Source organism: Pedobacter cryoconitis, from assembly GCF_014200595.1.
GTDB lineage: Bacteria > Bacteroidota > Bacteroidia > Sphingobacteriales > Sphingobacteriaceae > Pedobacter > Pedobacter cryoconitis_C.
Map to the genome: position 1 here is coordinate 2,886,885 of NZ_JACHCG010000001.1, position 26,822 is coordinate 2,913,706.

Genomic DNA, 26,822 nt, shown 5'->3' on the forward strand with positions numbered 1-26,822 from the left:
GCCTGATGGCTGTGCTTATAACACTGCTTATTCAATGTATGGATTTCAAAAAAGCAGCACCGGCAACTGACAAAACAATTGCCGGTGCTGCTACTTGCAGACAGTGCCATCAGCAGGTTTCGGATGCATATCTTCAAAATCCTCATCAGCAAACCTCCCATGCAGTTACCGATACTAAACTCATGGATAATTCACTCCCACATTTATCAGTTTATGCTTTTGATGAGCACTTCAAAGTGAAAGTGGAACAGCGGAACGGTTTTATTTATCAGGTAGCTTATAACGACGGTATAGAAACCATAGCCCGCCGTTTTGATATTTCTTTTGGTTCGGGAGAAAAAGCGGTGACTTATGGAACATGGGAAGGAGATCAGCTTAAACAACTCCCTCTCTCCTATTTTAAACAGGTAAAAAGCTGGGTGAACAGCCCGGGTTTTCCGCAAAACACAGCACATTTTAGCCGGACAATTGATGTCCGCTGTATGGAATGCCACAGCTCTTTTACAGACCGTAAGATAGTTCAGGATGGCCCGTTAAAAGTAAAAGAAGAGTTGGTTAAAGGCTCTGTGGTTTATGGAATTGATTGTGAGCGCTGTCATGGCCCGGCTGGAAAACATGTAGAATTCCATTTGGAACATCCGCAGGCAAAAGTGGCTAAATATATTACACTTTATCAGACGCTGACCAGAAAGCAGAAAACTGATGCCTGTGCAACTTGTCATGGAGGAAATGATATGGAAATACTGAAATCAATATTTGCTTTTAAACCTGGTGACGATTTGCATGATTATTATAGCAATGCAACTGGAAATAATGCCAAAAAAGCGCTGGATGTACATGGGAACCAGAGTGGGATGCTGGCAGAAAGTAAATGTTTTATTCAAAGCAAAACAATGGATTGTTCTTCCTGTCATCGTACACATGAAAACCTGAAAGGAAATCTGACAAGCTATACTCAGCGTTGCATCAGTTGCCACGCGACGATTAAACACAGTGCGTTAACTTTGAAAAATGCAGTAGTCAAAACAAATTGTATAGATTGTCACATGCCTGAGCAAGTTTCTGGTGTTATCTCTTTTCAGCAAGCTGGAAAAACTGATATTTCAGCCTATAAATTAAGGACACATAAAATTGGGATTTATCATTAATTCATCTCTTTTAATAACTCCATGGTCTTCTCCCTGATCAATATAGCGTCTTCATATTTAAGGAAATGTACATCGGAGGTCATCATAAAATCAAGCTGCCCCCTAAAAGAAGAGGCGAAGAAAGTAGATGGATTTCCAAAAGGGAATATGGTCACCGGCGAATACACAGCCTGAACTTCAATCAGTCCATAGTTTTCCTGAATCACAGAGTTACCCATATTCGAAAAAGTAAAGTCATGGGCTCCTGCATCTACTTTAGCATATTTGGCAAGCTTAGGCAGGAAAGCGGAAAGCCCTTCATCAAGCAGGAAAATCCTGTTCACATTAGTTTTGCTTATTTTCAAAGCCAGCTCTTCTTTAAACAGGCGCACCTGATCCCAGAATCCAATATTACACTCACCTTTAAGCCCCAGTTCAATCATTGCAGGAAAAGCAAATAACATATCGTTTTTAATCTCCGGAACGAATTTCCGCATATCTACTGCACAGTAGAGTTTTTTATAAGGTTTGATAGTTTCAATAGTATCATATGCTTTCAGAAATATAACACTTAATACAGCATGTAAAGAAATACCTTGTTTCCTGCACTTGCTTAATATTGCAGCAGATTCCTGCTCGTTTATTCTCCAATGTATTAAATAAGGTTTTACCCTTTTAATTTCCTTTTTCGACGCTACTGCCAGTAACATCAGCCTGGACAATTTCTTAACCAGGAAAACCATTAATAAATTCTTCCTGCTTTTTCTTGCCCGGTCAGGAATAAAATCACATAAGGAACTGAAGGCTTGATAAGTCCCGATATCGGTCTGAGGTTCAGCTAGTAAACGCAGCGTTTCATCCAGAAGAGTCAGGATTGCTCTTCCATCACATATACAATGATGGCAAACCATAATTAAGTTTGAAGCTTCGGGAGATTTCAAATAAACAACACGCATTAACGGACCGCTTTTCGCATCAAATGGGGTCAGACATTCTACAGATGTTTGCTTTTCCCAATCTTCATCAGTATAGCGGTTGGAGATACGGACAGGTATTTGTCCTATATTTTCGTTTGTTATGAAATAAGGGATCCCGGTTTCATCCTCCCGGACATTCACATTCAGCAGCGGATGTCTGGCCTGCACTTTCAGTAGCGCAAGCTGTAAATCCTCAATGTCAACACTACCCTTAATTTTTGCTGCAACAACTGCATTCACCGCCGTTTGTCCGTCACCATACATGGTTCCTTCCACTAGCGTTAGCTTTCTTCTCATAACTTATTTATACCTGGTTGTTATAAAAGTACCTGCTATACACTCAGATTATCAAGAGTAGAAACACGTAATAATCAGGCTAACTAACTAAGTAAAAACACGATAGATAACCGTTTATTTAACTTAAATTACCTGTTATACAATTAATTTACTAGATTGTCTCTGTTTTAACTTTTCAATTAAAACATCGTTTTAACCTAAATTAACCCCTTAACCAAATTAAATGAAATTTCAATTATTACTTCTTGCCGGACTTACGTGCCTGGCTGCCTGCACAGACAAAGCTCCATCTTCAACTGAATTAACAAATCAATCTATTGCAGGCACCTGGAAACTGGTTTCCAGTAAAGTTACCAGAGGTGCAAAAACAGAGGTTACCTACCCTGTAAAAGGACAGGAAATGATTAAATTATTCAATGGGACACATTTTGCTTTTTTCAAACATGATTTGGCAAAAGGAGCAGTACCTGTTCCTGTTTACGATACTGGTGCAGGAACCTTTTCTCTTAAGGGGGATCAATACCAGGAACATTTAGAATATTGTAACTACCGAGAATGGGAAAAAAGAGATTTTAAATTCACACTGACTTTAAAGAATGATACGATCACACAAAAAGGCGTAGAGAAAATTGATAGTTTGAATATCAATCAGGAAATCGTGGAAATTTACACTAAAATAAAGTAAGCCAGGATCTGTCTTTTTCTTTAAAAAGGCTGTCTTTTTACATTTCTCGTCAGTAAAGCTGATTAAACAATTAAAAATCAGTATACATAATTTTCCTATGTATGTAAGAAAATTATATATTTGCTTTATGAGTACAGCAAATGGAATGTTAAAAGGCAGCCTGCAAACTATCATTTTAAAACTTCTTCAGGAAAATGAGAAAATGTATGGTTATGAGATCACCCAGAAAGTGAAGGAAATCACTAGTGGAGAAATTAAACTGACGGAAGGTGCAATGTATCCCAGCTTACATAAAATGGAAGCTGACGGTATGTTAAGTACAAGTACAGAATTAGTGGACAACCGGGTCCGCAAGTATTATGCGCTGACCACCGCTGGCAAAAAAGAAGTAGAAAACAAACTTCAGGAAGCCGAGAGTTTTATTGGGAATCTGCAATTGCTGCTTAACCTCAAATCTAAACTCTCATGAAACTAACCGCACAGCAGCATTTAGAAATACGGCAGCATCTTCTGGGCTTATCGCTCACTGAAGATATGCTTGACGAATTATATGATCACCTCATTACTTCTCTGGAACAAAAACCAGCTTCCGCTAAATTCAATATGGCTGAAGTACGTGACCTGATCGATACAGAATTCAATGAGCTGATCAATACGCCAGAAGAAAAAAAGAAATATCGCCTGATTAATTTAGTGGCTGGTTTTGTACTTTTTGGCATTGCCCTGCTCACCTACTGGCTTACGATGGAACCGACCGCAAGTTTTTATGATTGCGGAGAATTTATTGCAACCGCCAGCAAATTACAAGTTGGACACCAGCCCGGTGCACCACTTTTTCTGATGATTGGTAAAATGTTCAGTCTGCTGGCAATGGGTAATCCTGCGAAAATTGCTTACTGGATTAATTTCAGCGCTGTGCTTGCCAGTGCAGCTACTATTATGTTCCTGTTCTGGACCATCACAGCTCTAGCTTCCAAAATTTACAGAAAAGAGAAAGTTGGCAGCAAAACCTTCAGTATCATTGCTGCTGGTGCTATAGGTGCACTAGCTTATACCTTCTCCGATACCTTTTGGTTTTCAGCAGTAGAATCAGAAGTGTATGCCCTTTCCTCTTTGTTTACCGCAGTTACTTTCTGGGCCATTCTGAGATGGGAGAACGAAACCAATAACCGCTGGCTGATTTTCATTTCCTTTATTGTAGGCCTTTCTATTGGTGTCCATCTTTTAAGTTTATTGACTATACCTGCTGTAACCCTCGTTTATTACTTTAAAAAAGCAGAAAAACCCGGAATTATGGGTACAATTAAAGCCTTTTTAATCGGTTGTTTGATTGTAGGGATTGTTCAATTTGTACTGATCCAGTATTTTGTACTCTTTGCAGCAGAAGCTGACCTTCTTTTTGTGAATACTTTGGGTCTTTTCTTTGGCTCAGGTGCTATATGTTTTATATTACTCTTTGCGGCAATTTTGTATGGCGCAATAAATTACTCGATACGCAAGCAGAAATATAACCTGAATATGGCGCTGCTTTGTTTGGTATTTGTTCTTTTTGGTTTTAGCTCCTATCTGATGATTCTGATCAGAGCAGATGCAAAAACCAATATCAACCTGAGCAATCCGGATATGCCATTTTCTCTCTATGATTACCTTGGACGTACAAATTATGGATCTACCCCCTTAATTTATGGTAATACTTTTGATGCTAAAGTAGTAGAGAATAAAGAAACCGGAAATACCTACCGTAAAGGAGCTTCAAAATACGAAGTATCCGGAAAAACCTATAAAACCACTTATGATAAAAACATCCTCTTTCCAAGAACCTTCAGCCAGAAAGCGGGACATGATAAATATTATCAGCAATGGCTTAACCTCAATGAAGGACAAACACCAACCTTTACCCAGAATTTGAGCTTTTTTACTTCGTGGCAATTGGGTTTTATGTACTGGCGTTACTTTTTATGGAACTTTGCAGGAAGGCAAAACGATGTTCAGGGTGTTGGAAATGTACAAGATGGCAACTGGATCACAGGTATCAAAGCACTGGATAGCCTGCGTTTAGGCAATCAGTCTGATCTTCCTGCAACAATCACAACCAATGCCGGGCATAATGTCTATTATGGATTCCCGTTAATTATGGGGATTGCCGGACTGATCTGGCTTTACCGCAGAAACAAAGCAGATGGAATAGTGATAATTACCCTGTTTTTCTTCACCGGTATAGCAATTATTCTCTACCTTAATCAAGATCCATTGCAGCCAAGAGAAAGAGATTATGCATATGCAGGTTCTTTTTATGCTTTTGCCATTTGTATTGGCTTTGGTGTACTGGCGCTGAAAGAACTTTTATCAAAAATAGCACAGCAGAAGTTAAGCCTGATCATCGCTACAGGGATATGTTTACTGGCTGCACCTGTATTGATGGGTGTACAAGGCTGGGATGATCATGACCGGTCTCATAAAAATACGGCAGCAGACTGGGCGAAGAATTATTTAAACTCCTGTGCTCCTAATGCAATTCTTTTCACGAATGCAGACAACGATACTTTCCCTCTTTGGTACGCACAAGAGGTAGAAGGTTTCAGAACAGACGTACGTGTAATTTGCATGCAGTTTTTGCCCGATGCTTCTTTCATTAATCAATTGAAGAAACAAATGAATAAATCGGCGCCATTACCTATCACAATGGCTGAAGAAAAGTATGTTTCCGGTGTCAGAGATTATTTGCCTTATGTAGATTATGGGTTAACTGACAGTGTGGAGCTGAAGGATCTGTTTGCTGTAATGACTTCTGAAAACAAAGAAGACCAGGTACAGATGACCGATGGTACCTTTATGAATTTTCTGCCCACTAAAAAGTTAAAACTCACGGTAGATCCTGAACAATTGGTTAAAACACATACCATCACTCCTGCTCAGAAAGCACAGGTGAGTAAAACAATGGAATGGAACTTTAATAAATCTTACGCCAGTAAAGGTGATTTAGCTTTATTTGATATCCTCATTCATAACAATTGGGAACGTCCGGTATATTTTGCGACCTCGGTATCACAAGATACTTATATTGGTCTTGATCGATATCTTTACCTGGAAGGATATGCGTACCGTTTACTGCCTTTTAAAACCGCAGCAGAGGATAGCAGAGATAAAAGCGAGAAAACCAATTCGGATGTGATGTACGCAAATGTGATGAACAAAATAGATTACACCGCATTTCATAAAGCTTCTTATCTGGATCAGGAATCCAAAAGGATCGTATTTTCGACCTGGGGTTTTAACAATACACTCGCCAGCAATCTGATTATGGAAGGAAAATCTGCGAAGGCCATGCATTTGATGCAGAAATGTCTGAGAGACTTACCACTCACAAATTATTCGGTGAGAGATACGGTGAACAGGATCAGCACAATTCAGAATTTATATGCACTCAACCGGATCAAAGAGGCGAATCAGCTGACCAGAGAAACAACTGGTTTTCTTGCTCAAGAGTTCAATTATGTCTGTACGCTTGCGCCCGAATTCCAGCAAGTTTACCTGCAAGATACAAGATTGAGCTTATCTGTTTTACATCAGCTTGATCAATTGACGGCTGGTTATAAACAGCAGGAATTAAACCGCGTTGTTAAAGATGCGTTTAATCAAATGATAGATAAATCTGGTATCAGAAGAAGCTGATCAGAGGTTACTATCAAGAACTATAAAACATCTGTAAGTGATCTAAGTTGGAAAGGGGTTGGTAAGGCTATTGGCCTTACCAACCCCTTTCCAACTTAGATCACAATACGTTCAGTAGGCTTAATGAACTGAGTAGCCATAAAAACAGTAAATACTATTAAAATTCTGACATAACCGGTTCAGGTTCTTCGGCCTTAGTTACAGCAACTGGTTTCTTTTTAGCCAGCTGGTTCACCCTGTACATTAAAAATATACTGATCAATGTGACCACTACAACCACATAACCAACGATATCATAATGTTCTATAGGACTGAATTTTGTTTGCTGAACAACGATCATACCTGAAACTGCCGCCGCTACTCCACCTGCAATTTGCTGCATAGAAGAGTTAATACTCATAAAGGCACCTCTGTCTTCCATATCAGGAATTGCACTGGTTAAAGCGGAAGAAGGAACCATACGGCTCATAATCCCGATCATCATCAAAACGTTAAGACCGATCACTATCCAGAATGGGGTTGCCGACAAATTCGTATAGGCTACACAGATCAGCATAGTCCAGATAGAAGCAATACTGAAAATTCTGAATTTGCTCACTGTATCACTTAACTTTCCAATTAAAGGCATGATGATCAATGAACTTACTCCAGAAACCATAAACAATACAGGCAGTTCTTCAGCTGTAACATGCAGGTTATTAACTGCAAAAACGCTTCCGAATGGCATCATCATAAAACCGCCTATTGACAATGCAGCCGTTGCGGCAAAACCAATCCTGTAATTTTTTCTGGCTACGGTATGCCAAAGATGCTTGAATGCAGAACGGTCATGCTGCAAACCAAGATGTTTGTTGATTGGTTTTAAAACCACCACAATTAAAACAGCAATAATTATGGCGACTGCTGCAACCATTACAAAAGGAGATTCCCACCCCCATTTATTGGCAATATACAAGCCTATTGGAATTCCTAATACCTGGCTTGCACCAAAGCCCATCTGTATAAAACCCATTACCCTTCCTCTTTGCTGCAAGCTAAAAAGGTCGGTAATAATGGCCATAGAGATAGAACTGATCACGCCGCCAAATAAACCAGTGATGATACGTGCAGCAACCAATAATTCAAAAGAACTGGCTAAACTGCATAAAAAGGTTCCGACAATGAAACCACTGTAAAAGAATAAAAGCAGTTTTTTACGATCAAAACGATCTGCAAATCCTGCGGTTAATAAACCTGAGATACCTGCGCTGAAAGCATAAGCAGAAACTGCAATCCCGAAAGAGGAAGGCTTCATACTTAAAGACTTAATCAGCATATCGCCCAAAGGGGACATCACCATAAAGTCAAGTATAACGGTAAATTGAGTCATTGCTAAAATAAAGATTACTATCTTTTGATAGCCAGAAAAAGGTGTAGTTCCTTTAGTTTCCATAAAATTAAGTTAATTCACAGCATTTATAGCCGCGATCCCGAACCATTTCGATAACCTGCTCATGTTTTAAGGTATAAGAGACGATCCTTAAAACGAAGTCCTCATCATCGAGATCTACGTTCCATTGTTCAATATTCTTGTTTTTGTCCAATAAAGGCTGTAAAGCCTGTTTATCCTCTTCAGATTTTATATCTGTTCTAAAAAGCAGGATATGATTGAAATTTTCCATTTTTTCTCATTCTTAGTTCTGTTTAAATACTCCTGTATAATCATTGATTTACTTTCTCAATCCTTTCACAACTAAATCAAAAGCTTCCCATAACATCTCATCCGTCATCTTGAATGGCTTCCCTCCCAGACTTTGCCCTTCATTGTTAAACTTGATCAAAGCATAAAGGGGTGCAAAGGCAACTGACCAGTAAACCTCGAAAGGCATTTCCCGGACTTCTCCACGAGAGATAATATTATCATTGAACCTTTTGAATTTCACTAAAGCATCTTCCATTAAAGTGGAGAGAAACTGATCCTGATAAACAGAGGCTCTCAATTGCTCATTAAATTTGCTCAGTGTTGGATTATTGATCAGCTCCCGATACCGGTTTTCCCACTGCTGACGTAATCCGTCTTCAAAAGAAGCTTCCGCATCAAAATTGTGAAGCATTGACTTTGCCAGCATCCTGCCATGCTCCACTGCAAGTTGTGAAAGAAGATCATCCTTGTCCTTGTAATAAATATAAAGTGTGGCTACGGAAATGCCACACGCTTTGGCGAGCTTATTCATACTAAAACTTTCAAAACCGCCCTTTGCTATAGTTTCTACGGCAATTTTTTTAACCAGGTTCTCTTTCTCTATATCTCTTGTGCGCATAATATCAAATGATTAATCAAATATAAGTGAATATTCATTCATTAATGAAATAATAAATAAAATATATCTTTGTACCACATACATCAATTATTTACCCTCTTGAAAAAAGTACTTAAAATCACAGGAATAAGCATTGCGTCTTTGATCCTGCTGGTATTGCTCATCCCCTACATCATACCCAATACAATTTCCAAAGAGATAGAGAACAGGATCAATCAAAATATCAATGGAAAAGTTGAGTTTCAAAACACCAGTTTATCATTTTTCAAACACTTCCCTTCTTTAACACTCAGCCTGAACAACTTCACTTTAAAAGGCGCTGCCCCATTTGAAAAAGAAACGCTGATTCAGGCAAAGCAATTATCTTTTCGTTTGAACCTGAGCACTATCTTTTCAAAACAGGTAAAGATTGATCAGATCTTTTTAGACCAGGCCGATATCAATATCCAGGTTGACAAAAAAGGAAACGCAAATTATAATGTATACAAGAGTGATCATACTCCTGCGGCTGCTCAGGATGGTGCTTCAACTGCGATAAAAATTGAAGGGATTTTTATCAATAAGAGTAACCTGATCTATAATGATCAGTCGATCCCGATGAAGGTTAACGCCAAAGGATTAAATTATACTGGTAATGGAGATCTGAGCAAAGCTATTTTCGACTTAAAGAGTAATGCCAGAATTGATACACTGGATCTATATTATAATAATGCTCCTTATTTGCTGCATAAAAAGGTTGATGCTAAACTGGTAACGAAGATCAATACCAATTCCCTCGATCTGATGTTTAATGAAAATGACTTAAAGATAAACTCTTTACCGATTTTATTTGTGGGTAAGTTCTCCTTCCTTAAAGATGGTTATGACATCAATTTTAAGACAGCCGCCAAAGAAACTGATCTTCATAATATTTTCACGGTATTGCCCCCATCAATTGCAAACCGGATGCAAAAAACAACGATTAAAGGTTATGCTGAAATCAATGCTTCTTTAATAGGGAAATACCTGGCTAAACAAAAGATTATGCCTACCCTATCTTTTAATATCAAAGTACGGGATGGTTATATTGCTAATCCTAAAGCACCGGAGGCTATTCGTAACCTGTATTTAAATTTACAGATGAAACTTCCCAGCTTAAACCCTGATAGTTTATATATTGATATGGACAGCTTATATTTTAATATGGGCAAGGATTATGTAAACTCAGTAGTTAAACTGAATGGTTTAAAAAAATCTAAAGTCTTTATCAATACCCGCGGATCAATTGATTTAACGAAATGGGGAAAGATATTTGAAGTCAGCAACTTAAAAGGAGTTTATACTATAGATCTGCAAGCTGACGGGCAATTTAACAGAAAAATAGTACGAAGTGGTATCAGACAGGTAGATACCGTCAACCTCATTCCAAAATTCAGGTTAAAATCTTCGCTGCATAATGGTTATTTTAAATATCCTTCACTGAATGCTTCCATTGAAAAAATCAATTTCGATATAGACGGGCGTAATACTGATGGAAATTACAAGCATACGCAATTAGATATTAATGCGGTTAATTTACAGGCTTTAAGTAATTATATCAGAGGTTCGGCCAAAATACAACCTGGTCATATGGGCATCGCTATAAATTTAAAATCTATGCTTAATCTTGCCGAAATCAAACAGTTCTATCCTTTAAAGGATTTGGAACTTAACGGAGAACTTAACATGGACCTGCAAAGTAAAGGTGTATACAACAAAGCCAGAAAAACTTTCCCTGTCACACAAGCATCTTTCAAACTCACAAATGGTAGAATTAAGACTGCTCACTTTGATCAGCCTTTAGAAAATATTATTGTAGATGGAACCCTGACTAATAAAGATGGAACCTTAAGAGGTACACAGGTACATATCAAACGATCTCTTTCGTAATGGCAGGCCAGCCTTTTATGCTGAAGGCAGCAGTCAGGAATTTTGAAAATGTATCTTATAATATTACTTCAAAAGGAACTATAGATATTGGTAAAATGTACCAATTCTTTGCAATTAAGGGCTATAATGTGAATGGAAAAGTATTTACTGATCTCTCTTTAAAAGGCTTGCAAAGTGATGCTACTTCAGGAAACTATCAAAAGCTGAATAACAAAGGGCAATTAATTGTAAATAATATCAGCCTGCAATCAGACCTTTTTCCAAAGTCATTTTTAATCAAAAACGGAGTGTTCTCCTTTGCACAGGACAACATGAAATTTGAGAAGTTTAAAGCGAGTTATGGAAAGTCAGATTTTACGATGAATGGTCAGCTGGGCAATGTGATTAACTATGTACTTACCCCTAAAGCAAAGCTAACCGGTAATTTCAATTTTCAGAGCAGACAGATTTTTGCAGATGAATTAATGGTTTACAATACACCAAAACCAATTCCAGGCGCCCCTGCGGGAAGCAGCGGGGTTATTTTGATTCCGGAAAACCTGGATGTAACTTTATCTGCTAACGCGGGTACTGTCTATTACAATGGTCTGCAAATCAAAAATGCAAAAGGTAACCTGGTTTTAAAGGATGGTACATTAGCCTTAAACCAAACCAGCTTCAACCTGATCGGTGCTTCGGTAAATATGGATGCAACTTATAAAAGTATAACTCCTGAATCTGCCTTGTTCGATTATCATATTTCGGCTAAAGAATTTGATATTGCCAAAGCTTATAAAGAAATAAAAATCTTCAGAACACTCGCAACTTCGGCTTCTAAAGTTAAAGGTATAGTAGGACTGGATTATCAATTATCAGGAAAACTGAACCAGGATATGCTTCCGGTATACCCATCTTTAAAAGGTGCTGGTGTATTGTCTTTGAAGAAAGTGAGCTTAAGTGGATTTAAAATGATGAATGCGGTGAGTAAAGCAACCCGCAGAGATAGTTTAAACAATCCTGACTTGCGTGATGTCGAGATTAAATCTACGATCAATAGGAATATCATTACTATAGAAAGATTTAAAATGCGTATTGCAGGTTTCAGGCCCCGTTTTGAAGGACAGGTTAGTTTTGATGGCCGCTTAAATATGAGCGGAAGATTAGGTTTGCCACCTTTTGGTTTGATTGGTATTCCTTTAACCATTACCGGAACACAAGATAAACCGGTCATTATTTTAAAAAGAAACAAAGAAGCTAAGCTGGAGGAAAAAGAGGAAGAATAGCTTAAACATAAAAAGGGTGGGTATTTTAAAAATACCCACCCTTTTTATGTTTAAGCCAGCTTTTCAGCCTATAATTTGAAACCGTAAGCGATACGCAATGCGATCTGTCCTACACTTTTGTTATCATAGTTGTTTGCATAACGTAATGCATCACCTTTACCAGTATTTTCATATTTAATACCTAAGTCTAAACCATTACTCCATGAGTAACCTAAAGTTGGTGCATAAAGGAAAGTTGTTTTTGAATCTTTAGATACGCCAAAAGCAGCACCTACTTCACCCATTGCATAGATACCTGAACCAGTTGGATCAAAGAAATACTTTAAACCAGTTTTTACAGGAATGTAAGCGTAATCAGGAACTTCAATATTATTGACAGCACCAACACTATATACGCGGTCTTTTGCAAAATAATGGTTGTAACCAGTTGCAATTGGAATAGATAATTGCTTAGTTACATCAAATTGCGCACGTACATCGATACCAGCAGCAACACTATAATTGTTATTGGTAGGGATACCGATATTTGCACCAATACCTATTTTTTGAGCACTAACATTAGTTGTAAAGAATATTGCCACAACAGCTGCTGCCGAAGCAAGAAATTTAGTAGAAACTTTCATTTTATTATATTTATTCATGTGTTTTAACGATTGACAATTTTTATCAACCTTTCACCGGATAAATACAAAATGCATGCCACTACGATAATCCGCAGCTTATTTAACCTATCAAACAAGCCTGAAACCTGAATAGACGGGCTTTTTCAAAACGGGAAGATCTTCAGTAAAAATCAGGGATTTCAAATTCTGATTGCACGGATAAAGGATACGTGATACACTTCTGTAACAGCAGCTTACCGCTTGAATGATTGGTCATATAATTTAATAACTTCCTGCGTTAACCGGGCTGTGCTCATAGCAGAGTCAAGCCAGTTTATCATAATACCGTCTTTTTCCATTTTTCTGAAAAAAGTCATCTGCCTCTTCGCAAATTGACGGATTGCGATGTACAATTTCTCTTTTAAGTCTGGTAAAGTGAGCTTATTCTGGAGATATTCAGTGATAAATTTATACTCTAAACCATAAAATAGCAGCGTTTCAGCACTTATACCACGCGCTAAAAGCCCTTCTACTTCTGCTATCAACCCATTATCGAAACGCTCATTCAGTCTTTGATAAATCCTTTCGCGGCGGGAATCAACTTCTCCGTCCAAACCGATTACCAAAGGGTTCAGTAAAGGACGATTTTCTTCCACTAAGGTATGGTGTTGTAAATATGCTGCGATCTCAATGGCCCTGACCAACCGCTTGGCAGAAGAGAGATCTGCATGCGCTGTTAATGCGGCCGGATAACCAGCCAATATTTTTCGTAATGCATCAATATCATGTGCAGGAAGGCTTGTCCGCAATTCTTCATTTACCGGAACTGCTGTGTATTGATGGTTTTGCAGGATACTATGAATATACATTCCTGTGCCACCACATAATACCGGAACTTTATACCGCTGATTAAGGTCTTCAAATATTTGATAGAAATCATCCTTAAAAGAATTCACATTATAACTATCTCCGGCCTCTCTGATATTGATCAAATGATATGGAATAAGCTTTTCACCGATCTTGTATTCGTGCAGATCCTTTCCGGTCCCTATATCCATGTCTTTAAATACCTGCCTGCTATCTGCACTGATAATTTCTCCATCCAATATATTGGCAACACTAACAGCAAGTTTAGTTTTTCCTGAAGCTGTTGGGCCCATTATAATTAAAAGTGGTTTTTTCTCTAGTTGCATGGTATGATATATTTCAGGTTCCCCATATTAAAAACACTGCTGTAGTTTAAAGAATTTAAGTAGGTTATTTTCTCTGCTTCTGTTAGCTGAGCAGTGGCAGCCCTGAGCTCTTCTGGCAAGCGATGAGGAAAATAACGGATGTTGTTAACCTGATCGAGCCATATTTCTGCCGGAGGGATTTGCCCGGCCAGTTCAAAGCCCAGTTTCGTATAACCTTTGCCATAAGACCAGTCCAGGTCTGCATAGGTCATCACATCATTGGGAAGAATAGTTTTGATTAAATGTTTAATGAGTTTGCTTAACCCACCCTGTACTGTAAATCCGTCGGCAGTAGCAAACCTGATCAGTTCAACAGAAGTATAATCCTCTTGTCTTCTGGTCATTTTTCGTTTGCCACTAAAAGTAGCAACGGCAATAAACTGACCAGCAAAAACTAAGGCATACCGATGTCTTGCTTTAGCTGATCCCTGGAGATGATTCTCTTTCAGAAAGGCATCTGCCTCTGGTTGAGTGATACTTACCACACTGGTTTTTCTACCATGAACCCGTTGGTTCTTTCCCATTAATGCGCTGATACGGCTTAAAACCTGGGCAGGCTTCTTGTACCATATATCTTCCCAAAGCTGGATCAACTGTTTAGCAGAAGCAGTATATTCCTGCTGTAAAACTAAAGTTTCTGCTGAACCGGGATGAACTGCTATACTTAACAAGTTTAGGTACAATGCATCATTATCCCGGAACTTCAATAAAAGAAAAGAGTCAGAAGTATAAAGTTCTGACTCAATGCCAATATTCAGTAACGCTTGTTTAAGCTCTTGTTGCCAGCTTATTTTTTGTTTACTCACTCGTTTTTTTTATTTATAATCCATCTTACACCCATTCATGCTCTTTGAATATTTTGTAGCCGGCGGAAACTTTATCTTCTATTAAATTCAAAGTTACCTCATCCAGTTCTTTAATATACATTGTACGCTCATGCTGAGGAATGGAATCAGGCAACAGTTCAAAAGCCACATGGTCATCTTTAATCTCTATACTAAGAAAAAATACACCTGGTTTATCCTCTCCTTCTTTCCCCGCAGGTGCAGCAGCCCAAAGATCGTATTTCTGATCACTATTTGCCCCATCATTGAAGCCTAAAGTGGTATAAGGTTGTAAAGTCGCCCTGATTGTTTGAAAAATTTCTATAAGATCCGTTTTCATAGCTTTGATATTTTGAATTCATAGGTATAACAAGCATTAAAACCTATTGTTTACCATTCTCTATATTTAGCCACCATTTTGTCTGCGGATAGTCTCCGCCCAGCAAAAACGTTTCTCCCAATAAAGGCGTTGTAATTTGCTGAGCCGACTCTTCAGCACTTTTAGTGACCCGTAAAACAGAATCGTTCCAATCGTGTAAAGCCAGCGTGAATTTCGCCCAGTGTACAGGTAAAAGCACTTTTGCTTTCAAATCTTTAGCCGCCATCACTGTTTGTTCAGGAAACATATGGATTAACGGCCATAACTCATTATACTGTCCGCATTCCAGAATTGCAAGATCAAAAGGGCCGTGTTCTTCACCAATAACCTTAAAATGAGCATCGTAACCAGAATCACCTCCTAAAAATAATTTATGTTCAGAGGTTTCCAGGATAAATGAAGACCATAAAGTCCGGTTACGTTTAAACAATCTCCCGGTAAAATGCCTTGCTGGTTTCGCTGTGAATTTCAAACCGCATAAAACGGTTTGTTCCTCCCATGCCAGCTCTGTAATTTTTTCTGCCGGAATTCCCCAGCGGATTAAATGAGAACCTGCACCTGCGGAAGTCAGGAAGTGTTTTACCCTGTCCTTCAGCTTTAATATACTTTGATAATCCATATGATCGTAATGATCATGTGTAATCAGCAGCACATCAATTGCAGGAAAATCTTCTGCTTTGATAAAATCCGTACCTGCGTATTGTTTTTTACCGATAAAAGAAAATGGAGAAGGTGTTTTACTGAATACCGGATCCACCAGTATTTTTAAAGTGTCCAGTTGTAATAAATAAGAAGAATGTCCAAACCAGGTTACTTTCGTGCCTTTTACAGAATCCAGTTCTGGTAAAACGTGTGGCAGAGCGATTTTCGGCCTGCTGTTTGGGTTTCCTTTCAGCATGGCTTTAATTATAGCCGAATAACCACCTTCGGGCACCATAGGTGTTAAAGATTGATTTTGCAGTTCATCGCCTGCCGCATTTGGTAGCTGCCGGATACGTTCCAGCCTTGCGCCTTCTGGTAAACGACCAAAAACAGGTAATTTTAAAATCGCATAAACCAATAAGGATAACGCGCATAGAATAAATAAAGTGATATACATAGGGCTGAATAGCTAAATCATTCAACGAATATAACAATTGGATGAAGTATCAAGCCCGGGAAATTTATTAATATTGCACGGGCCTGTTAATTAGCAGCTCCTTTTCATTTTAAAATAGCTACCAAACTTTAAAAAGCGTAAATAATGAGCTCCAATACTGTTTTTCTAAACGATGCTTTTATAGTGGAAGCTCAAGCTTCCCTATTAGTTACCGATCTTTCTATACAAAGAGGTTATGGAATATTTGACTTCTTTAAAACAATAAATGGTAAGCCAGTTTTCTTAGACGATCATATCGCACGCTTTTATAATTCTGCACAAAAAATGCACCTGCATATCAGTCAGACCCCTGAAGAATTAAAAGATATCATTACTGAACTGATGCAGAAAAACAATTTACCGGATTCAGGGATTAAGATGACTTTAACCGGCGGCTATTCTGCTGATGCCTATACCCTGCCAGCTGCACAAAATCTGATCATTACCCAGACAGCCTTAACTGTCCCAAAGGGACTTCAGGCCGAAGGCACCACTTTGGTTACTTATCCTTATCAAAGGCAGTTGTCAGAAATGAAAACGCTGGATTATTCTATGGCAATCTGGCTACAACCATTTATTAAAGAAAATAATGCAGGCGATGTATTGTATCAGTTCGATGGTTTTATTAAAGAAACACCAAGGGCCAACTTTTTTATGGTAACTACTGAGGGCGAAGTAATTACTGCTAAAGACAATGTTCTGAGCGGGGTAATCCGTAAAAATATATTGAATCTTAAGGATACAGGCTTTCAATTGACTGAACGTGAGTTTAGCCTGGAAGAACTCTATAACGCAAGCGAAGCCTTTATAACCAGCACCACGAAAAACATTCTTCCTGTGCTAAAGGTAGATGGAAAAGCAATTGGCAACGGGAAAGCGGGAAAGATTACGACTCAATTATCTGCTTTGCTGCTTGAAAAAATAAGATAGCGATCGCTATACAACCGCAGGATCTTCCTTTTTTGGTACTAATTTTTCAGCAAGACCAGCCCCCGCAGCAAGTAATTCATTGGTAATTGATCTCGTGTATTCCGAGATTTCTGCTTTAAAGTCTGCAACCGAAGCCCCGGACCGGATTTCTTCCAGTCTTTTCTCCCATGAACCAGTTAATTCAGCCTGTGCAATTTTCTGATCTTTCACCACATCATAAACTGCCAGTCCTTTAAAAGTCGGGACAAGATTTCTTTTTTCCCTCATAATATACTCCCTGGTGATCAGGGTTTCAATAATTGAGGCTCTGGTTGCCGGAGTTCCCAGTCCGCTGTCTTTCATTGCATAACGCAACTCTTCATCTTCGATCTCCTTACCTGAGGTTTCCAGTGCTTTTAACAAAGATGCCTCATTGTATAAAGGTTTAGGCTTGGTCTGCTTCTCTAATAATGCCTTTTCTACAATAGGCAAAAGTTCACCCTTTTTAACCTTTGGAAGAGAAGGGTTATCCTCGTCTTTCTTATCTTCTTCTTTATCATTTAATACCGATCGCCATCCTGCCGAGCGGATAACTGTTCCATTGGCAATAAACAGGGAACCGGATTCAATAGTTATTTTAGTTACCTCTTTCACACATTCCTGGTGGAAAGCTTCCAGCATACGGCCCACTACCATATCATAAACAGCTTGTTTATCGGAACTTAAGTGGGCAGGGGTTTCACCGGTTGGTAAAATAGCGTGGTGATCCGTAACTTTTTTCGCATTCACACTCCTTTTATTCAAAGGTATAGTCATCAGAAATTCAGCTTGTTTTCCAAAATCCGGATGTGTCGTCAGCTGTGTAATCAACTGAGGAACACCAGCAAAAACATCGTCTCCAATGTATCTGCTACCTGTACGCGGGTAGGAAACCAGTTTACTTTCATATAAATTCTGTAGCAAATTCAGTGTCTGATCTGCTGTATAGCCTTTACGCTTATTGGCTTCCTGCTGTAAACTACTTAAATCATGCAATAAAGGAGGTGGCTCTTTACGTGGTTTGGCTTCTACATCCAGAATCTTTCCTCCGGTGGGAAATCCGGAACCAACATCTTCAATCTTATCAAATAATACCTGCGCTTCTTCTTTTACATTGAAGTTGACTGTAGAGACAGCTTTAAAAAGCTGTCCGTCTTTATCCAGCTGTATACCCAGCTGATAATATAATTGTGGTACAAAATTTTTGGTTTCAATAAATCTGGAGCAGATCATCGCTAAAGTAGGTGTTTGTACCCTGCCCAGAGAAAGTACTGATCTTGCACCAGCTGATATACTCAAAGCCTGAGTCGCATTCATTCCAACCAGCCAGTCAGATTCTGATCTGCAATGTGCCGAATTGAACAAAGTATCATAATCAGTACCGGGCTTCAGGTTCCGGAATCCTTCTTTAATAGCTTCATCAGTCTGCGAAGAGATCCAAAGTCTTTTAAAAGGCTTTTTACATTTCAGGAAATAGTAGATATAGCGGAAAATGAGTTCACCTTCCCTCCCGGCATCCGTTGCTACAATAATCTCTGTAGCCTCATCAAAAAGTTTTTTGATAATATCAAGCTGCTTCCTGACCCCGGGATCTTCAACCAGGCCGTCCTTGGTTTTAATTTTCCGGATTGCCAGTTTAAACTTAGCAGGAAGCATGGGCAGATGTTGCCTTCTCCAGCCAATGAAGCCATATTCCTGCGGAGGTGCCAATTGCAGCAGATGTCCGAACGCCCAGGTAAAAGTATAGCCTTTCCCCTCAATGTATCCGTCTTTTCTACCCGTTGCGCCAAATACTTTAGCTAATTCACGTGCAACGGATGGTTTCTCTGCAATTACAATCTTCATCTATTCTCCTTTTTTAGAATCTCTAAATTTCATCAAAATACTTCACATTAAAAAACCATTAACTCGTTTGACGGCTGTATTCAACTGCACAAAGTCTTCAGGGAATATGATGTCAACAAACAGGTTACGGGCTTTTTAACTCTCATTATCAGAGAGATCCGGCATGCTTTGTGTTACCTGCGCAGAAGCTGAAAGGATGTTAAAAAAAATTGAAAGCCTTAAATTGGAGATAACAAATCCAGACCTGCCTTAAAGGTATTACAATGCGCTTCTACAATATCTTTAATCGAGGGTGAATACCCTCCTCCCATACTCACCTGCACCGGCAGCCCGTGTTCTTTGCAAAACTGAAAAACCATGCTGTCCCGCGCCATGCATCCTTGCTTACTCATACCCAGTTTTCCTAACTTATCTGTAGCTAAAACGTCCACACCTGATAAATAAAAAACAAACTCAGGTTGATGCCGCTGGTAAAGTTCTGGCAGCACATGTGCAAGCAAAGAAAGATAAACATCATCCCCGGTCCCCACATCCAACCCAATATCCCAATCAGAAACCTCTTTGCGGAAAGGAAAGTTCTTTTCCCCATGCATAGAAAAAGTAAATACACCCGGTACATTTTCCAGAATCTGAGCTGTACCATTCCCCTGATGCACATCTAAATCTATAATCAAAATCCGTTTATAAATTCCTTTACTCAACAGATAATTCGCAGCAATTGCCTGATCATTCAATAAACAAAACCCTTCGCCCCAATCAGAACCCGCATGATGTGTTCCACCAGCCACATTAAAAGCAAGACCAGACTCTTTGGCGAACAAAGCTCCGTCAATAGTTCCCTGCGCAATTCTCAGCTCGCGTTCCAATAACTGCGCATTGAGCGGGAAACCGATCCTGCGCTGTTCTCTTGGCGGTAAAGTAAAATCTCTCAATTGTGCCCAATATCCAGGATCATGTGATAACAATACAATCTCTTCACTCAGCTGTTCAGGTGCAAAAAGCTGATCTGTAGTAATCACGCCCTCATGTAATAACTGTTCCGGTATCAATTCATACTTTAACATCGGGAAACGATGCCCCTCCGGTAAAGGATGTGCATATATAGGATGATAAGCTATTTTTGTCATTTAATTCAGAATCTCCCCCACATGCTTTTCAATATTATTACAAATCTCATCTACAGGCAAATCATTCGCATCCTGCCCGAATGGATTTTCTATTTCCTCAGCAATCAGCTCCAAACTCGCCAGTACATATAATATAAATGGTACGATCGGAATCACGAAATAACCCAGGCTAAAAACCCAGCCGAATGGCAAGGTGATCACATAGATAAACAAGAACTTTTTGATAAAAGCACTATAAGAAAAAGGAATGGGCGTCTTTTTGATCCGCTCACATCCTCCGCAAATATCCGTAAAACGGTTCAGATCGCCACTCAATATAATCAGTTGTTCCCCGGAAATCTTACCCGCTGCTTCTAAATCGAAAATCCGCGCAGAAAGACTTGCTGCAACCTGATTAGGAATATGCTTCCCCCCATCAACCTCCACCAAAAAACTGTTTTTACCGAAATATTGCTTTTCCCGCAAATGTTCTTTCAATGCAAAAGCATACTTAGGAATCGCATAGCTGAAATATTCATACTCCTTTTCACCTAACTTTAAAGATTTGATCTTGATAGCCAGGTTACGGCTGATATTTGTCAGTTCCCCTAATAATCTTCTGCCCTCCCACCAACGGTCATAAGAAGTATTTGTCCGGAAAACCAATAACATGGAAATCACAAACCCCAGCAGACTATGCATCATACCGATATTCTTGACTGTCGCCGTTTGTGCTAACTTTAAAAAATGAAGCTCCGTATAGGCAATGATACCAGAAAATACAGCAACACTAAGCATGAGCGGCCATAATTTCCGAAACGTATCCGCCTTATGGATATGAAAAATAAAGGTGAACCAATCTTTAGGATTGTAATTTATCATACGGCAATCTCTTTACTTATTTTCAATAACAATTCACCTGTCAGGAACACATCCTCAAAAGAATTATATAAAGGTACAGGACTCAAACGAATCACGTTCGGCTCTCTCCAGTCACCCAATACATTATGCGCGACCAGTTTCTCAAAAACTCCTTTGGCATTTCCAGAAGCAATAATAGAAACCTGCGTACCCCTGTCATTTTCATTTTCCGGTGTTATCACCTGGTACTGCTGATGCCCGATAGCCAGATTCACCTGGTCTATGATATAAATCAAATATGCTGTTAAAAGCTTACTCTTATCCCTGATAGGCCCCATAAAACCAGCAGCTTCAAAAATTTGCAGCGAAGCATAGTATAAAGCCATTGGCATCACCTGCGAACAGCTGATCTGCCAGCCGTCTGCTCCCGGTTCAGGTACAAAACCCTTTTCCATCTTAAAACGGGTAGATTCTTTATATCCCCACCATCCTGCAAAACGGTTCAATGCATCATCTTCAAAATGTTTCTCATGAACAAATATGCCGCCTATTCCTCCAGGTCCGCTATTCTGATATTTATAGGAACACCAGCAAGCGAAATCTATATCCCAATCATGCAATTGCACGGGAACATTCCCAGCGGCATGTGCCAGATCAAATCCTACAACTGCGCCAGCAGCATGACCAGCTTCAGTAATAGCCTTCATATCAAACCACTGACCTGTAAAGTAGTTAATTCCACCAAACAAAACCAAGGCCAGCTCATCTGCATTTTCAGCAATGCGTGCAATAATATCTGCTGTTCTTAAGGTATATTCACCAGCTCTTGGAGCGACCTCAATAATGGCTTCTGCGGGATCATAACCATGAAAACGAACCTGACTTTCTAATGCATACTGATCAGAAGGAAAAGCGCCGGCTTCCATAATGATCTTAAATCTTTTCTGCTGCGGGCGATAAAAACTCACCAGTAATAAATGAAGATTAACCGTCAGCGTATTCATGGGGCAAACTTCCGCAGGAAGCGCACCTACAATCGGTGCCATTAATTTCTTAAGCTCTTTATGATAAAACATCCATGGGCTATCTCCCTCAAACCAGCCTTCTACTGCCAGGTTCTGCCAGTTGTCTAATTCTTTTCCAAGCACCTCACGTGCAGATTTGGGCTGAAGTCCGAGTGAATTGCCACACAGATATATAAAAGGTTTACCATTTTGCTGTGGAAATAAAAATTCATCACGGAATTTTCGCAAGGGATCTTGTTGATCCATCGTCCTGGCAAATGATAATGTATTTTGAAAGTTCATATTTTCGTAATTATTCGGCTCAACGTAATGCTTTTTGCAATTTTAAGCATTATGGTTTGAAAACTGATCAATAATTTCCATCACAGTCAGCCCATCTGCTGCAATACAAGGATTAGCCGATTCATTTAAGAAATAGCGAACAGTTGCCTCAATCATCGGTTGTTGTACATGCTGAAGTGCATCGAAATTAAAAATAGTTGTTTCTCCGTTTACTGTTAGCTCTATTTTACCTGGTCCAAAAACAGCAAAAGAGATAGTACCTTTTGATCCGGTAATCGTGCAAAGGTCTTTTTGAGTGGCTAAAGGCATATCAAAGCACCACGTTCCATTAAAAAACACGTTATTTTTGAATTTCAATACTCCTGTCACCAGGTCATCTGCCTGGTATAAACCGCCTTGATTACCTGAAATTCCAATTGCTTTTTCAATTGGCCCGAAAAAATATAACATCAGGTCTAATTGATGAGGTGCGATGTCATGAAACAAGCCGCCGCCAGCAATCGCAGGATCTATACGCCACTGAATTTTCGGATCTGCCAGTTCCTGCGTTGTCAGGGATGGTTGTAAATAATCAAGCTTGATAAACTTGACAGCTCCAATCGCCTGTTCGTCCAGCAGTGCTTTAATTTTTTTAAAGACTGGTTGTTCTCTGCGGTAATGTGCAATAGTTAGCTTCCTGTTATATAATGAAGCAGCTTCAACCATTTTTTTACCCGCCGCTGCATGGACAGCCATTGGCTTCTCCACATAGACATGTTTTCCCGCCTTTAGGGCTGCAATTGTTAATTCTTCGTGTGATAATGGTGGTGTCGCAATATATATGGCATTGATTTCAGGGTCATCAATTAATTCCTGTGTATTGTTATACCATTTTGGGATTTGGTGTCTCTTCGCATAATCTTCCGCTTTCTCAGCATTTCTGCTCATCACAGCTACTAAACCAGAATTAGCAACTTTATTAAAAGCAGGGCCGCTTTTTACTTCTGTCACGTCTCCGCATCCAATCATTCCCCATTTTATTGTATTCTGCATTTTATTTAGTTTAAGCTGGTAAATATGATAATAATCCTGAAACCCAAAAAGCGTATAGCGATTGTAAATAATATACAGTCTCTATACGCTCTATTGAAAAGGTAAAAAACTTAAACAGCCTGTTCCTTAACTTCCATTGCAAAAGCGACAGGGTTAACCAAAGTCCCGATTACTTCGGGAGTTGGTACATCTGTACTTTCACTATATCCATGTGTCAATAAACGGACCCTGTTGATGCAAACCCTTGCGAATTCAGGAACAAACAAATCAAATTTCGTGAATTTATCAGCCAGTTCAGGGTTTTCTTCCTGGAATTCTAAAATAGTATTCGCTACGTTTTTCCAGAATTCTTCTTCATTCAAACCGGCATAAGAATGGAAAACATTACTTAAATACCTGAATACAGCATCAAAAATCCCTGATAAAATGAATAACGGCGCCAATTCATCATCAATTTCTCTCAGCACATTAACCAGATCCTCCGGCAATTTAGCTTTTGATTCTTCTGTCAATACGATCTCTTCTACAAAGTCTTTAATGATGATCCGCTGAGGGATATAATCTTTCATCACCAAAATCGTATTTTCTCCATGCGGACTAAAGAAAAAAGCATGCTTATAAAATATTCTTAAGATTGGTTTAAGGTAAGCCTTTAAATAAGCCTGAAGCCATTCTTGCGGGGTAATTCCTGATTTTTCAATCATTGCCCCAACAAGGCTTTTCCCCTGATCATCGACATACAGCAAACTTGCCATCGTCATAATTTTCTCTCCTTCATGAAGGTAATTCTCTGCGCTTTCTCTCCAGATTACGCCTAAAAACTCCTGATACTGATAAGGAGACTGAGGGATTGCACTATACTGAGGATGAGTATAGGCAGCTGTTGCCACTTCTCCTAATAAAACTACCTTAGTTTCTTTCAGATAGTCATCGCCGTCCAGCATATCTTTTGCCCATTGGGTAACTCTTGGGGCAATCGCTAGTTTTTTAGGAGATAAACCCCTGAATATCGAAGTATTTAAGATAGAAATCGCAGTTTTAACGTAGTGTTTACGTGGATTACTTATATTGAAGAAAGTACGGATACTTTGCTGGCATTTATAAAGATCATTACCTAAAGCCAATGGCACAACATATTGACTGGCAATATCATGGGCAAGCTGTAAAACGATCTTGTTATTCCATTGCCATTCATGAACAGGAATAAACAGATAATCCGACGGATTTAAGTGCTTTGCGCTCAATATTTCATTAAACTGGTTAAGCTGCTCAAAACCTAATTCATCTTCATAAAAAGAGGCCATATCGATGGATGCCAGAGATTTAAAGTCAGCACGTTTTTTATGAACAGCTAACCAGGCTAATTGTGTAGACTGCCCTGCTTCCGGTGCATATTTACCCTGATCACTGTGGTTAAATCCAATCCTGCCTTTATTAATGGTTGCCCATGGATGTCCGTCCATCTGACTTTCAATAGTCTGATAATCTGCATCAGCAAGCTGATCTGCGGTTAACCGTCCCTTTTCATGAATAAACGCATCAGCATATAAGGTGTTCAGCGTTTCTTCCACGAAATGTGCAAGCGTAAACGATTTCACACCAAAAGTCTGTTGTGTTTCAGTGAAAAATGCAGGCGCATTATTTAAAGGTACGGCTGCTTCATCTACAAATTTACGCAGCGATTCTTTCTGAATGTGCCAGTAATCCAGGGCACGAAGACTTGCAGCAAAGGTATAATAGATATTTTCGTGATCCGTATTTAATCGGAAATGTGTCAAACCAGCAGCATCTGTTCCTGTAATTTCAGGTACTGCAAGTTTTTCGTGCATTAGTTCTACAATGGCTTTGGCGATATAATTTAAATTCACCTTATCCCAAACTGCTTTTTTAAGCGGTTTAATATTGTCAAAATGATTGTAATTCATGGTCTGTATTTTAACTGGTGACAGCGGGGTTTAAACTGCCAGGTTTTCTGTTACAAGAATATCTTTAAGTGGGTTTTCTGATTCATCGGCTGTTGCCACACCAAATGTCTGGAAGGCAATTTTCTTTTCAACTTTATAGGCTTCTCTGCCTAACACGGTATTGATAATAGAAGAATTCCGGTAAGCACCCATCCCTAAATCCGGGGTCACGAAACCATGGGTATGCAATTCTGCATTCTGAACAAAAATTTCATTACCATTCATATCGATCGCGTAATTACGGCCTACACCGTACAAATTGTCTTCATTACGGGATATACGATGGTGAATGCCTTGCAAAAAGGTGGGTTCTTTATATTTATAACCTGTAGCCAATACGACAAAATCAGTTTGCTCCACAAATTCCTTTTCTACCTCTGTATGGTAAAAATGTAAGTTTGAACTGCCATCTTCAGCGGTAGAGATGTTATTCAACTGGCAATTTGGGCTTAATTTAACATTTGGTTCCTCACCATCCACGCTTAATTCATACAGTTTATCAAAAATCTGATTGATTAAGCTATAATTTATGCCCTTAAACAATGAATTTTGTTTGCTCAGAACTTGTTTGCGTTTTCCATCAGGCAGATTATAGAAATGATCTACGTATTCCGGTGAAGTGAGTTCCAAAGTAAGTTTGGAATATTCCATCGGGAAAAAGCGATCCGGACGGGTAAACCATTTAAGTTTTAATCCATTTTCTGTTTCCGGCAAAAGATCATAGAAAATCTCTGCGGCACTCTGTCCTGAACCAATAATACTTACGCTTTGCTGCTTCAGCAATTCACTCTTTTTATCCAGGTAAGCTGAAGTATGAATTACGTTAGCTTGTTTGCCCGGCTCCGCAAAGTCTGGCATTTTAGGGATTGTTCCTGTACCCAAAACTAGTTTACGCGTATAATAAACTTGTTTTTCTAAACTACGCTGATCTTCTACGATCAATTTATAAAGCTGCGCTGCTTCATCATAATCAGTGCTCAGCACTTTCTGGTTGAACTGACAGGAAGGCAATTGTGCAATTACCCATTTGCAATAGGCGTTGTATTCTTTACGCAGGATATAAAAATCTTCCCGGATATAGAATTTATATAAACGATCGGTTTGTTTGATAAAATTCAGAAAGCTGTAAGGGCTTGTTGGATCTGCTAAAGTTACCAGGTCGGCCATAAACGGAACCTGAAGGGTAGCATCGTTCAGCATCATTCCAGGATGCCAGTTAAAAACCGCAGCCTGATCGAAAAATATAACAGACAAATCTTCTAAAGGTGCTGCAAGTGCGGCCATTCCCAGGTTAAAGGGTCCGATACCAATACCTATGATATCGTAAATCTTTTGTGTTTTCATTATTCTCAGAAT

23 protein-coding genes are annotated in these 26,822 nt (G+C 39.1%); 7 read left to right on the top strand and 16 right to left on the bottom strand.

Translation table 11 applies throughout. From position 1 onward, the window contains the following. Nucleotides 1-38: 38 nt before the first annotated feature. Nucleotides 39-1,148, top strand: coding sequence for a multiheme c-type cytochrome (locus HDE70_RS12255; protein ID WP_183890386.1), 1,110 nt, complete (start codon nt 39-41; stop codon nt 1,146-1,148). Here the strand turns inward: HDE70_RS12255 and HDE70_RS12260 are convergent. Then, nucleotides 1,145-2,401, bottom strand: coding sequence for a condensation domain-containing protein (locus HDE70_RS12260; protein WP_183890388.1), 1,257 nt, complete (start codon nt 2,399-2,401; stop codon nt 1,145-1,147). The genes HDE70_RS12255 and HDE70_RS12260 overlap by 4 nt on opposite strands. 223 nt (nt 2,402-2,624) lie before the next feature. Here HDE70_RS12260 and HDE70_RS12265 point away from each other — a divergent pair, with 223 nt between their 5' ends. The 3 genes from HDE70_RS12265 to HDE70_RS12275 all read left to right on the top strand — a co-directional run bounded on the left by HDE70_RS12265 (nt 2,625) and on the right by HDE70_RS12275 (nt 6,758). After that, nucleotides 2,625-3,086 (top strand): hypothetical protein, encoded by a 462-nt coding sequence (locus HDE70_RS12265; protein WP_183890390.1) that lies wholly within the window; start codon nt 2,625-2,627, stop codon nt 3,084-3,086. Nucleotides 3,087-3,213: 127 nt separating this feature from the next. Continuing rightward, a complete protein-coding gene (locus HDE70_RS12270) occupies nt 3,214-3,555 on the top strand; it encodes a PadR family transcriptional regulator (protein ID WP_183866699.1) in 342 nt (113 codons plus the stop codon). Next, nucleotides 3,552-6,758, top strand: a complete 3,207-nt coding sequence (locus HDE70_RS12275) for a protein O-mannosyl-transferase family (RefSeq protein ID WP_183890392.1) — start codon at nt 3,552-3,554, stop codon at nt 6,756-6,758. Before HDE70_RS12270 ends, HDE70_RS12275 begins: the two co-directional genes overlap by 4 nt. A 157-nt stretch (nt 6,759-6,915) precedes the next feature. On the opposite strand, the gene HDE70_RS12280 is transcribed toward HDE70_RS12275, so the two are convergent. From HDE70_RS12280 to HDE70_RS12290, 3 genes are read right to left on the bottom strand one after another with little or no spacing between them, the layout of a single operon-like run. Next, the gene (locus HDE70_RS12280; protein ID WP_183890394.1) at nt 6,916-8,190 is read right to left on the bottom strand and encodes an MFS transporter; all 1,275 of its coding nucleotides are present in this window, start codon (nt 8,188-8,190) and stop codon (nt 6,916-6,918) included. Between the two features lie 4 nt (nt 8,191-8,194). Beyond that, nucleotides 8,195-8,419 (bottom strand): hypothetical protein, encoded by a 225-nt coding sequence (locus HDE70_RS12285; RefSeq protein WP_183890396.1) that lies wholly within the window; start codon nt 8,417-8,419, stop codon nt 8,195-8,197. A gap of 48 nt (nt 8,420-8,467) precedes the next feature. Then, a complete protein-coding gene (locus tag HDE70_RS12290; protein ID WP_183866695.1) occupies nt 8,468-9,058 on the bottom strand; it encodes a TetR/AcrR family transcriptional regulator in 591 nt (196 codons plus the stop codon). A 99-nt stretch (nt 9,059-9,157) separates the two neighbouring features. Here HDE70_RS12290 and HDE70_RS12295 point away from each other — a divergent pair, with 99 nt between their 5' ends. After that, nucleotides 9,158-10,966: an AsmA family protein gene (locus tag HDE70_RS12295; protein ID WP_183890398.1), complete on the top strand. Its 1,809-nt coding sequence runs from the start codon at nt 9,158-9,160 to the stop codon at nt 10,964-10,966. Further along, nucleotides 10,966-12,228: an AsmA-like C-terminal region-containing protein gene (locus HDE70_RS12300; protein WP_183890400.1), complete on the top strand. Its 1,263-nt coding sequence runs from the start codon at nt 10,966-10,968 to the stop codon at nt 12,226-12,228. Before HDE70_RS12295 ends, HDE70_RS12300 begins: the two co-directional genes overlap by 1 nt. 68 nt (nt 12,229-12,296) lie before the next feature. On the opposite strand, the gene HDE70_RS12305 is transcribed toward HDE70_RS12300, so the two are convergent. The 5 genes from HDE70_RS12305 to HDE70_RS12325 form a co-directional block, all read right to left on the bottom strand. Then, nucleotides 12,297-12,869: a hypothetical protein gene (locus tag HDE70_RS12305; RefSeq protein ID WP_260160390.1), complete on the bottom strand. Its 573-nt coding sequence runs from the start codon at nt 12,867-12,869 to the stop codon at nt 12,297-12,299. Between the two features lie 215 nt (nt 12,870-13,084). Then, the gene (gene miaA / locus HDE70_RS12310; protein WP_183890402.1) at nt 13,085-14,023 is read right to left on the bottom strand and encodes a tRNA (adenosine(37)-N6)-dimethylallyltransferase MiaA; all 939 of its coding nucleotides are present in this window, start codon (nt 14,021-14,023) and stop codon (nt 13,085-13,087) included. After that, on the bottom strand, nt 14,014-14,868 hold the full coding sequence (locus HDE70_RS12315) for a hypothetical protein (protein ID WP_183890404.1): 855 nt from the start codon (nt 14,866-14,868) through the stop codon (nt 14,014-14,016). Before HDE70_RS12315 ends, miaA begins: the two co-directional genes overlap by 10 nt. Nucleotides 14,869-14,893: 25 nt before the next feature. Then, a complete protein-coding gene (locus HDE70_RS12320; protein WP_183890406.1) occupies nt 14,894-15,226 on the bottom strand; it encodes a hypothetical protein in 333 nt (110 codons plus the stop codon). Nucleotides 15,227-15,269: 43 nt separating this feature from the next. Continuing rightward, nucleotides 15,270-16,364, bottom strand: coding sequence for an MBL fold metallo-hydrolase (locus HDE70_RS12325; protein WP_183890408.1), 1,095 nt, complete (start codon nt 16,362-16,364; stop codon nt 15,270-15,272). A gap of 144 nt (nt 16,365-16,508) precedes the next feature. On the opposite strand from HDE70_RS12325, the gene HDE70_RS12330 reads away from it, so the two are divergent. After that, nucleotides 16,509-17,333: an aminotransferase class IV gene (locus HDE70_RS12330; protein WP_183890410.1), complete on the top strand. Its 825-nt coding sequence runs from the start codon at nt 16,509-16,511 to the stop codon at nt 17,331-17,333. Between the two features lie 6 nt (nt 17,334-17,339). Here HDE70_RS12330 and HDE70_RS12335 read toward each other — a convergent pair whose 3' ends face one another. The 7 genes from HDE70_RS12335 to HDE70_RS12365 form a co-directional block, all read right to left on the bottom strand. Then, complete coding sequence (locus HDE70_RS12335; protein ID WP_183890412.1) at nt 17,340-19,196, bottom strand: DNA topoisomerase; 1,857 nt, start codon at nt 19,194-19,196, stop codon at nt 17,340-17,342. 218 nt (nt 19,197-19,414) lie between these two features. Beyond that, nucleotides 19,415-20,323, bottom strand: coding sequence for a histone deacetylase (locus tag HDE70_RS12340; RefSeq protein ID WP_183890414.1), 909 nt, complete (start codon nt 20,321-20,323; stop codon nt 19,415-19,417). Beyond that, nucleotides 20,324-21,184 (bottom strand): bestrophin family protein, encoded by an 861-nt coding sequence (locus tag HDE70_RS12345; RefSeq protein ID WP_183866686.1) that lies wholly within the window; start codon nt 21,182-21,184, stop codon nt 20,324-20,326. Further along, entirely contained in the window at nt 21,181-22,470 is a 1,290-nt protein-coding gene (kynU, locus tag HDE70_RS12350) for a kynureninase (RefSeq protein WP_183890416.1), read from the bottom strand. The genes HDE70_RS12345 and kynU overlap by 4 nt, the downstream gene beginning before the upstream one ends. A gap of 42 nt (nt 22,471-22,512) precedes the next feature. Continuing rightward, nucleotides 22,513-23,502, bottom strand: a complete 990-nt coding sequence (locus HDE70_RS12355) for a Gfo/Idh/MocA family protein (RefSeq protein ID WP_183890418.1) — start codon at nt 23,500-23,502, stop codon at nt 22,513-22,515. Nucleotides 23,503-23,612: 110 nt separating this feature from the next. Next, a complete protein-coding gene (locus HDE70_RS12360; protein ID WP_183890420.1) occupies nt 23,613-25,427 on the bottom strand; it encodes an IucA/IucC family protein in 1,815 nt (604 codons plus the stop codon). A gap of 30 nt (nt 25,428-25,457) precedes the next feature. Beyond that, nucleotides 25,458-26,810 carry a lysine N(6)-hydroxylase/L-ornithine N(5)-oxygenase family protein gene (locus HDE70_RS12365; protein WP_183890422.1) on the bottom strand — a complete coding sequence of 451 codons (1,353 nt, stop codon included), beginning with the start codon at nt 26,808-26,810 and terminating at the stop codon, nt 25,458-25,460. Nucleotides 26,811-26,822 lie beyond the last annotated feature (12 nt).

Coding starts and splice junctions, on each gene's coding strand:
- HDE70_RS12255 (WP_183890386.1), top strand. CDS start 39: ATGGATTTCAAAAAAGCAGCACCGGCAACTGACAAAACAATTGCCGGT.
- HDE70_RS12260 (WP_183890388.1), bottom strand. CDS start 2,401: ATGAGAAGAAAGCTAACGCTAGTGGAAGGAACCATGTATGGTGACGGA.
- HDE70_RS12265 (WP_183890390.1), top strand. CDS start 2,625: ATGAAATTTCAATTATTACTTCTTGCCGGACTTACGTGCCTGGCTGCC.
- HDE70_RS12270 (WP_183866699.1), top strand. CDS start 3,214: ATGAGTACAGCAAATGGAATGTTAAAAGGCAGCCTGCAAACTATCATT.
- HDE70_RS12275 (WP_183890392.1), top strand. CDS start 3,552: ATGAAACTAACCGCACAGCAGCATTTAGAAATACGGCAGCATCTTCTG.
- HDE70_RS12280 (WP_183890394.1), bottom strand. CDS start 8,190: ATGGAAACTAAAGGAACTACACCTTTTTCTGGCTATCAAAAGATAGTA.
- HDE70_RS12285 (WP_183890396.1), bottom strand. CDS start 8,419: ATGGAAAATTTCAATCATATCCTGCTTTTTAGAACAGATATAAAATCT.
- HDE70_RS12290 (WP_183866695.1), bottom strand. CDS start 9,058: ATGCGCACAAGAGATATAGAGAAAGAGAACCTGGTTAAAAAAATTGCC.
- HDE70_RS12300 (WP_183890400.1), top strand. CDS start 10,966: ATGGCAGGCCAGCCTTTTATGCTGAAGGCAGCAGTCAGGAATTTTGAA.
- HDE70_RS12305 (WP_260160390.1), bottom strand. CDS start 12,869: ATGAATAAATATAATAAAATGAAAGTTTCTACTAAATTTCTTGCTTCG.
- miaA (WP_183890402.1), bottom strand. CDS start 14,023: ATGCAACTAGAGAAAAAACCACTTTTAATTATAATGGGCCCAACAGCT.
- HDE70_RS12320 (WP_183890406.1), bottom strand. CDS start 15,226: ATGAAAACGGATCTTATAGAAATTTTTCAAACAATCAGGGCGACTTTA.
- HDE70_RS12325 (WP_183890408.1), bottom strand. CDS start 16,364: ATGTATATCACTTTATTTATTCTATGCGCGTTATCCTTATTGGTTTAT.
- HDE70_RS12330 (WP_183890410.1), top strand. CDS start 16,509: ATGAGCTCCAATACTGTTTTTCTAAACGATGCTTTTATAGTGGAAGCT.
- HDE70_RS12335 (WP_183890412.1), bottom strand. CDS start 19,196: ATGAAGATTGTAATTGCAGAGAAACCATCCGTTGCACGTGAATTAGCT.
- HDE70_RS12340 (WP_183890414.1), bottom strand. CDS start 20,323: ATGACAAAAATAGCTTATCATCCTATATATGCACATCCTTTACCGGAG.
- HDE70_RS12345 (WP_183866686.1), bottom strand. CDS start 21,184: ATGATAAATTACAATCCTAAAGATTGGTTCACCTTTATTTTTCATATC.
- kynU (WP_183890416.1), bottom strand. CDS start 22,470: ATGAACTTTCAAAATACATTATCATTTGCCAGGACGATGGATCAACAA.
- HDE70_RS12355 (WP_183890418.1), bottom strand. CDS start 23,502: ATGCAGAATACAATAAAATGGGGAATGATTGGATGCGGAGACGTGACA.
- HDE70_RS12360 (WP_183890420.1), bottom strand. CDS start 25,427: ATGAATTACAATCATTTTGACAATATTAAACCGCTTAAAAAAGCAGTT.
- HDE70_RS12365 (WP_183890422.1), bottom strand. CDS start 26,810: ATGAAAACACAAAAGATTTACGATATCATAGGTATTGGTATCGGACCC.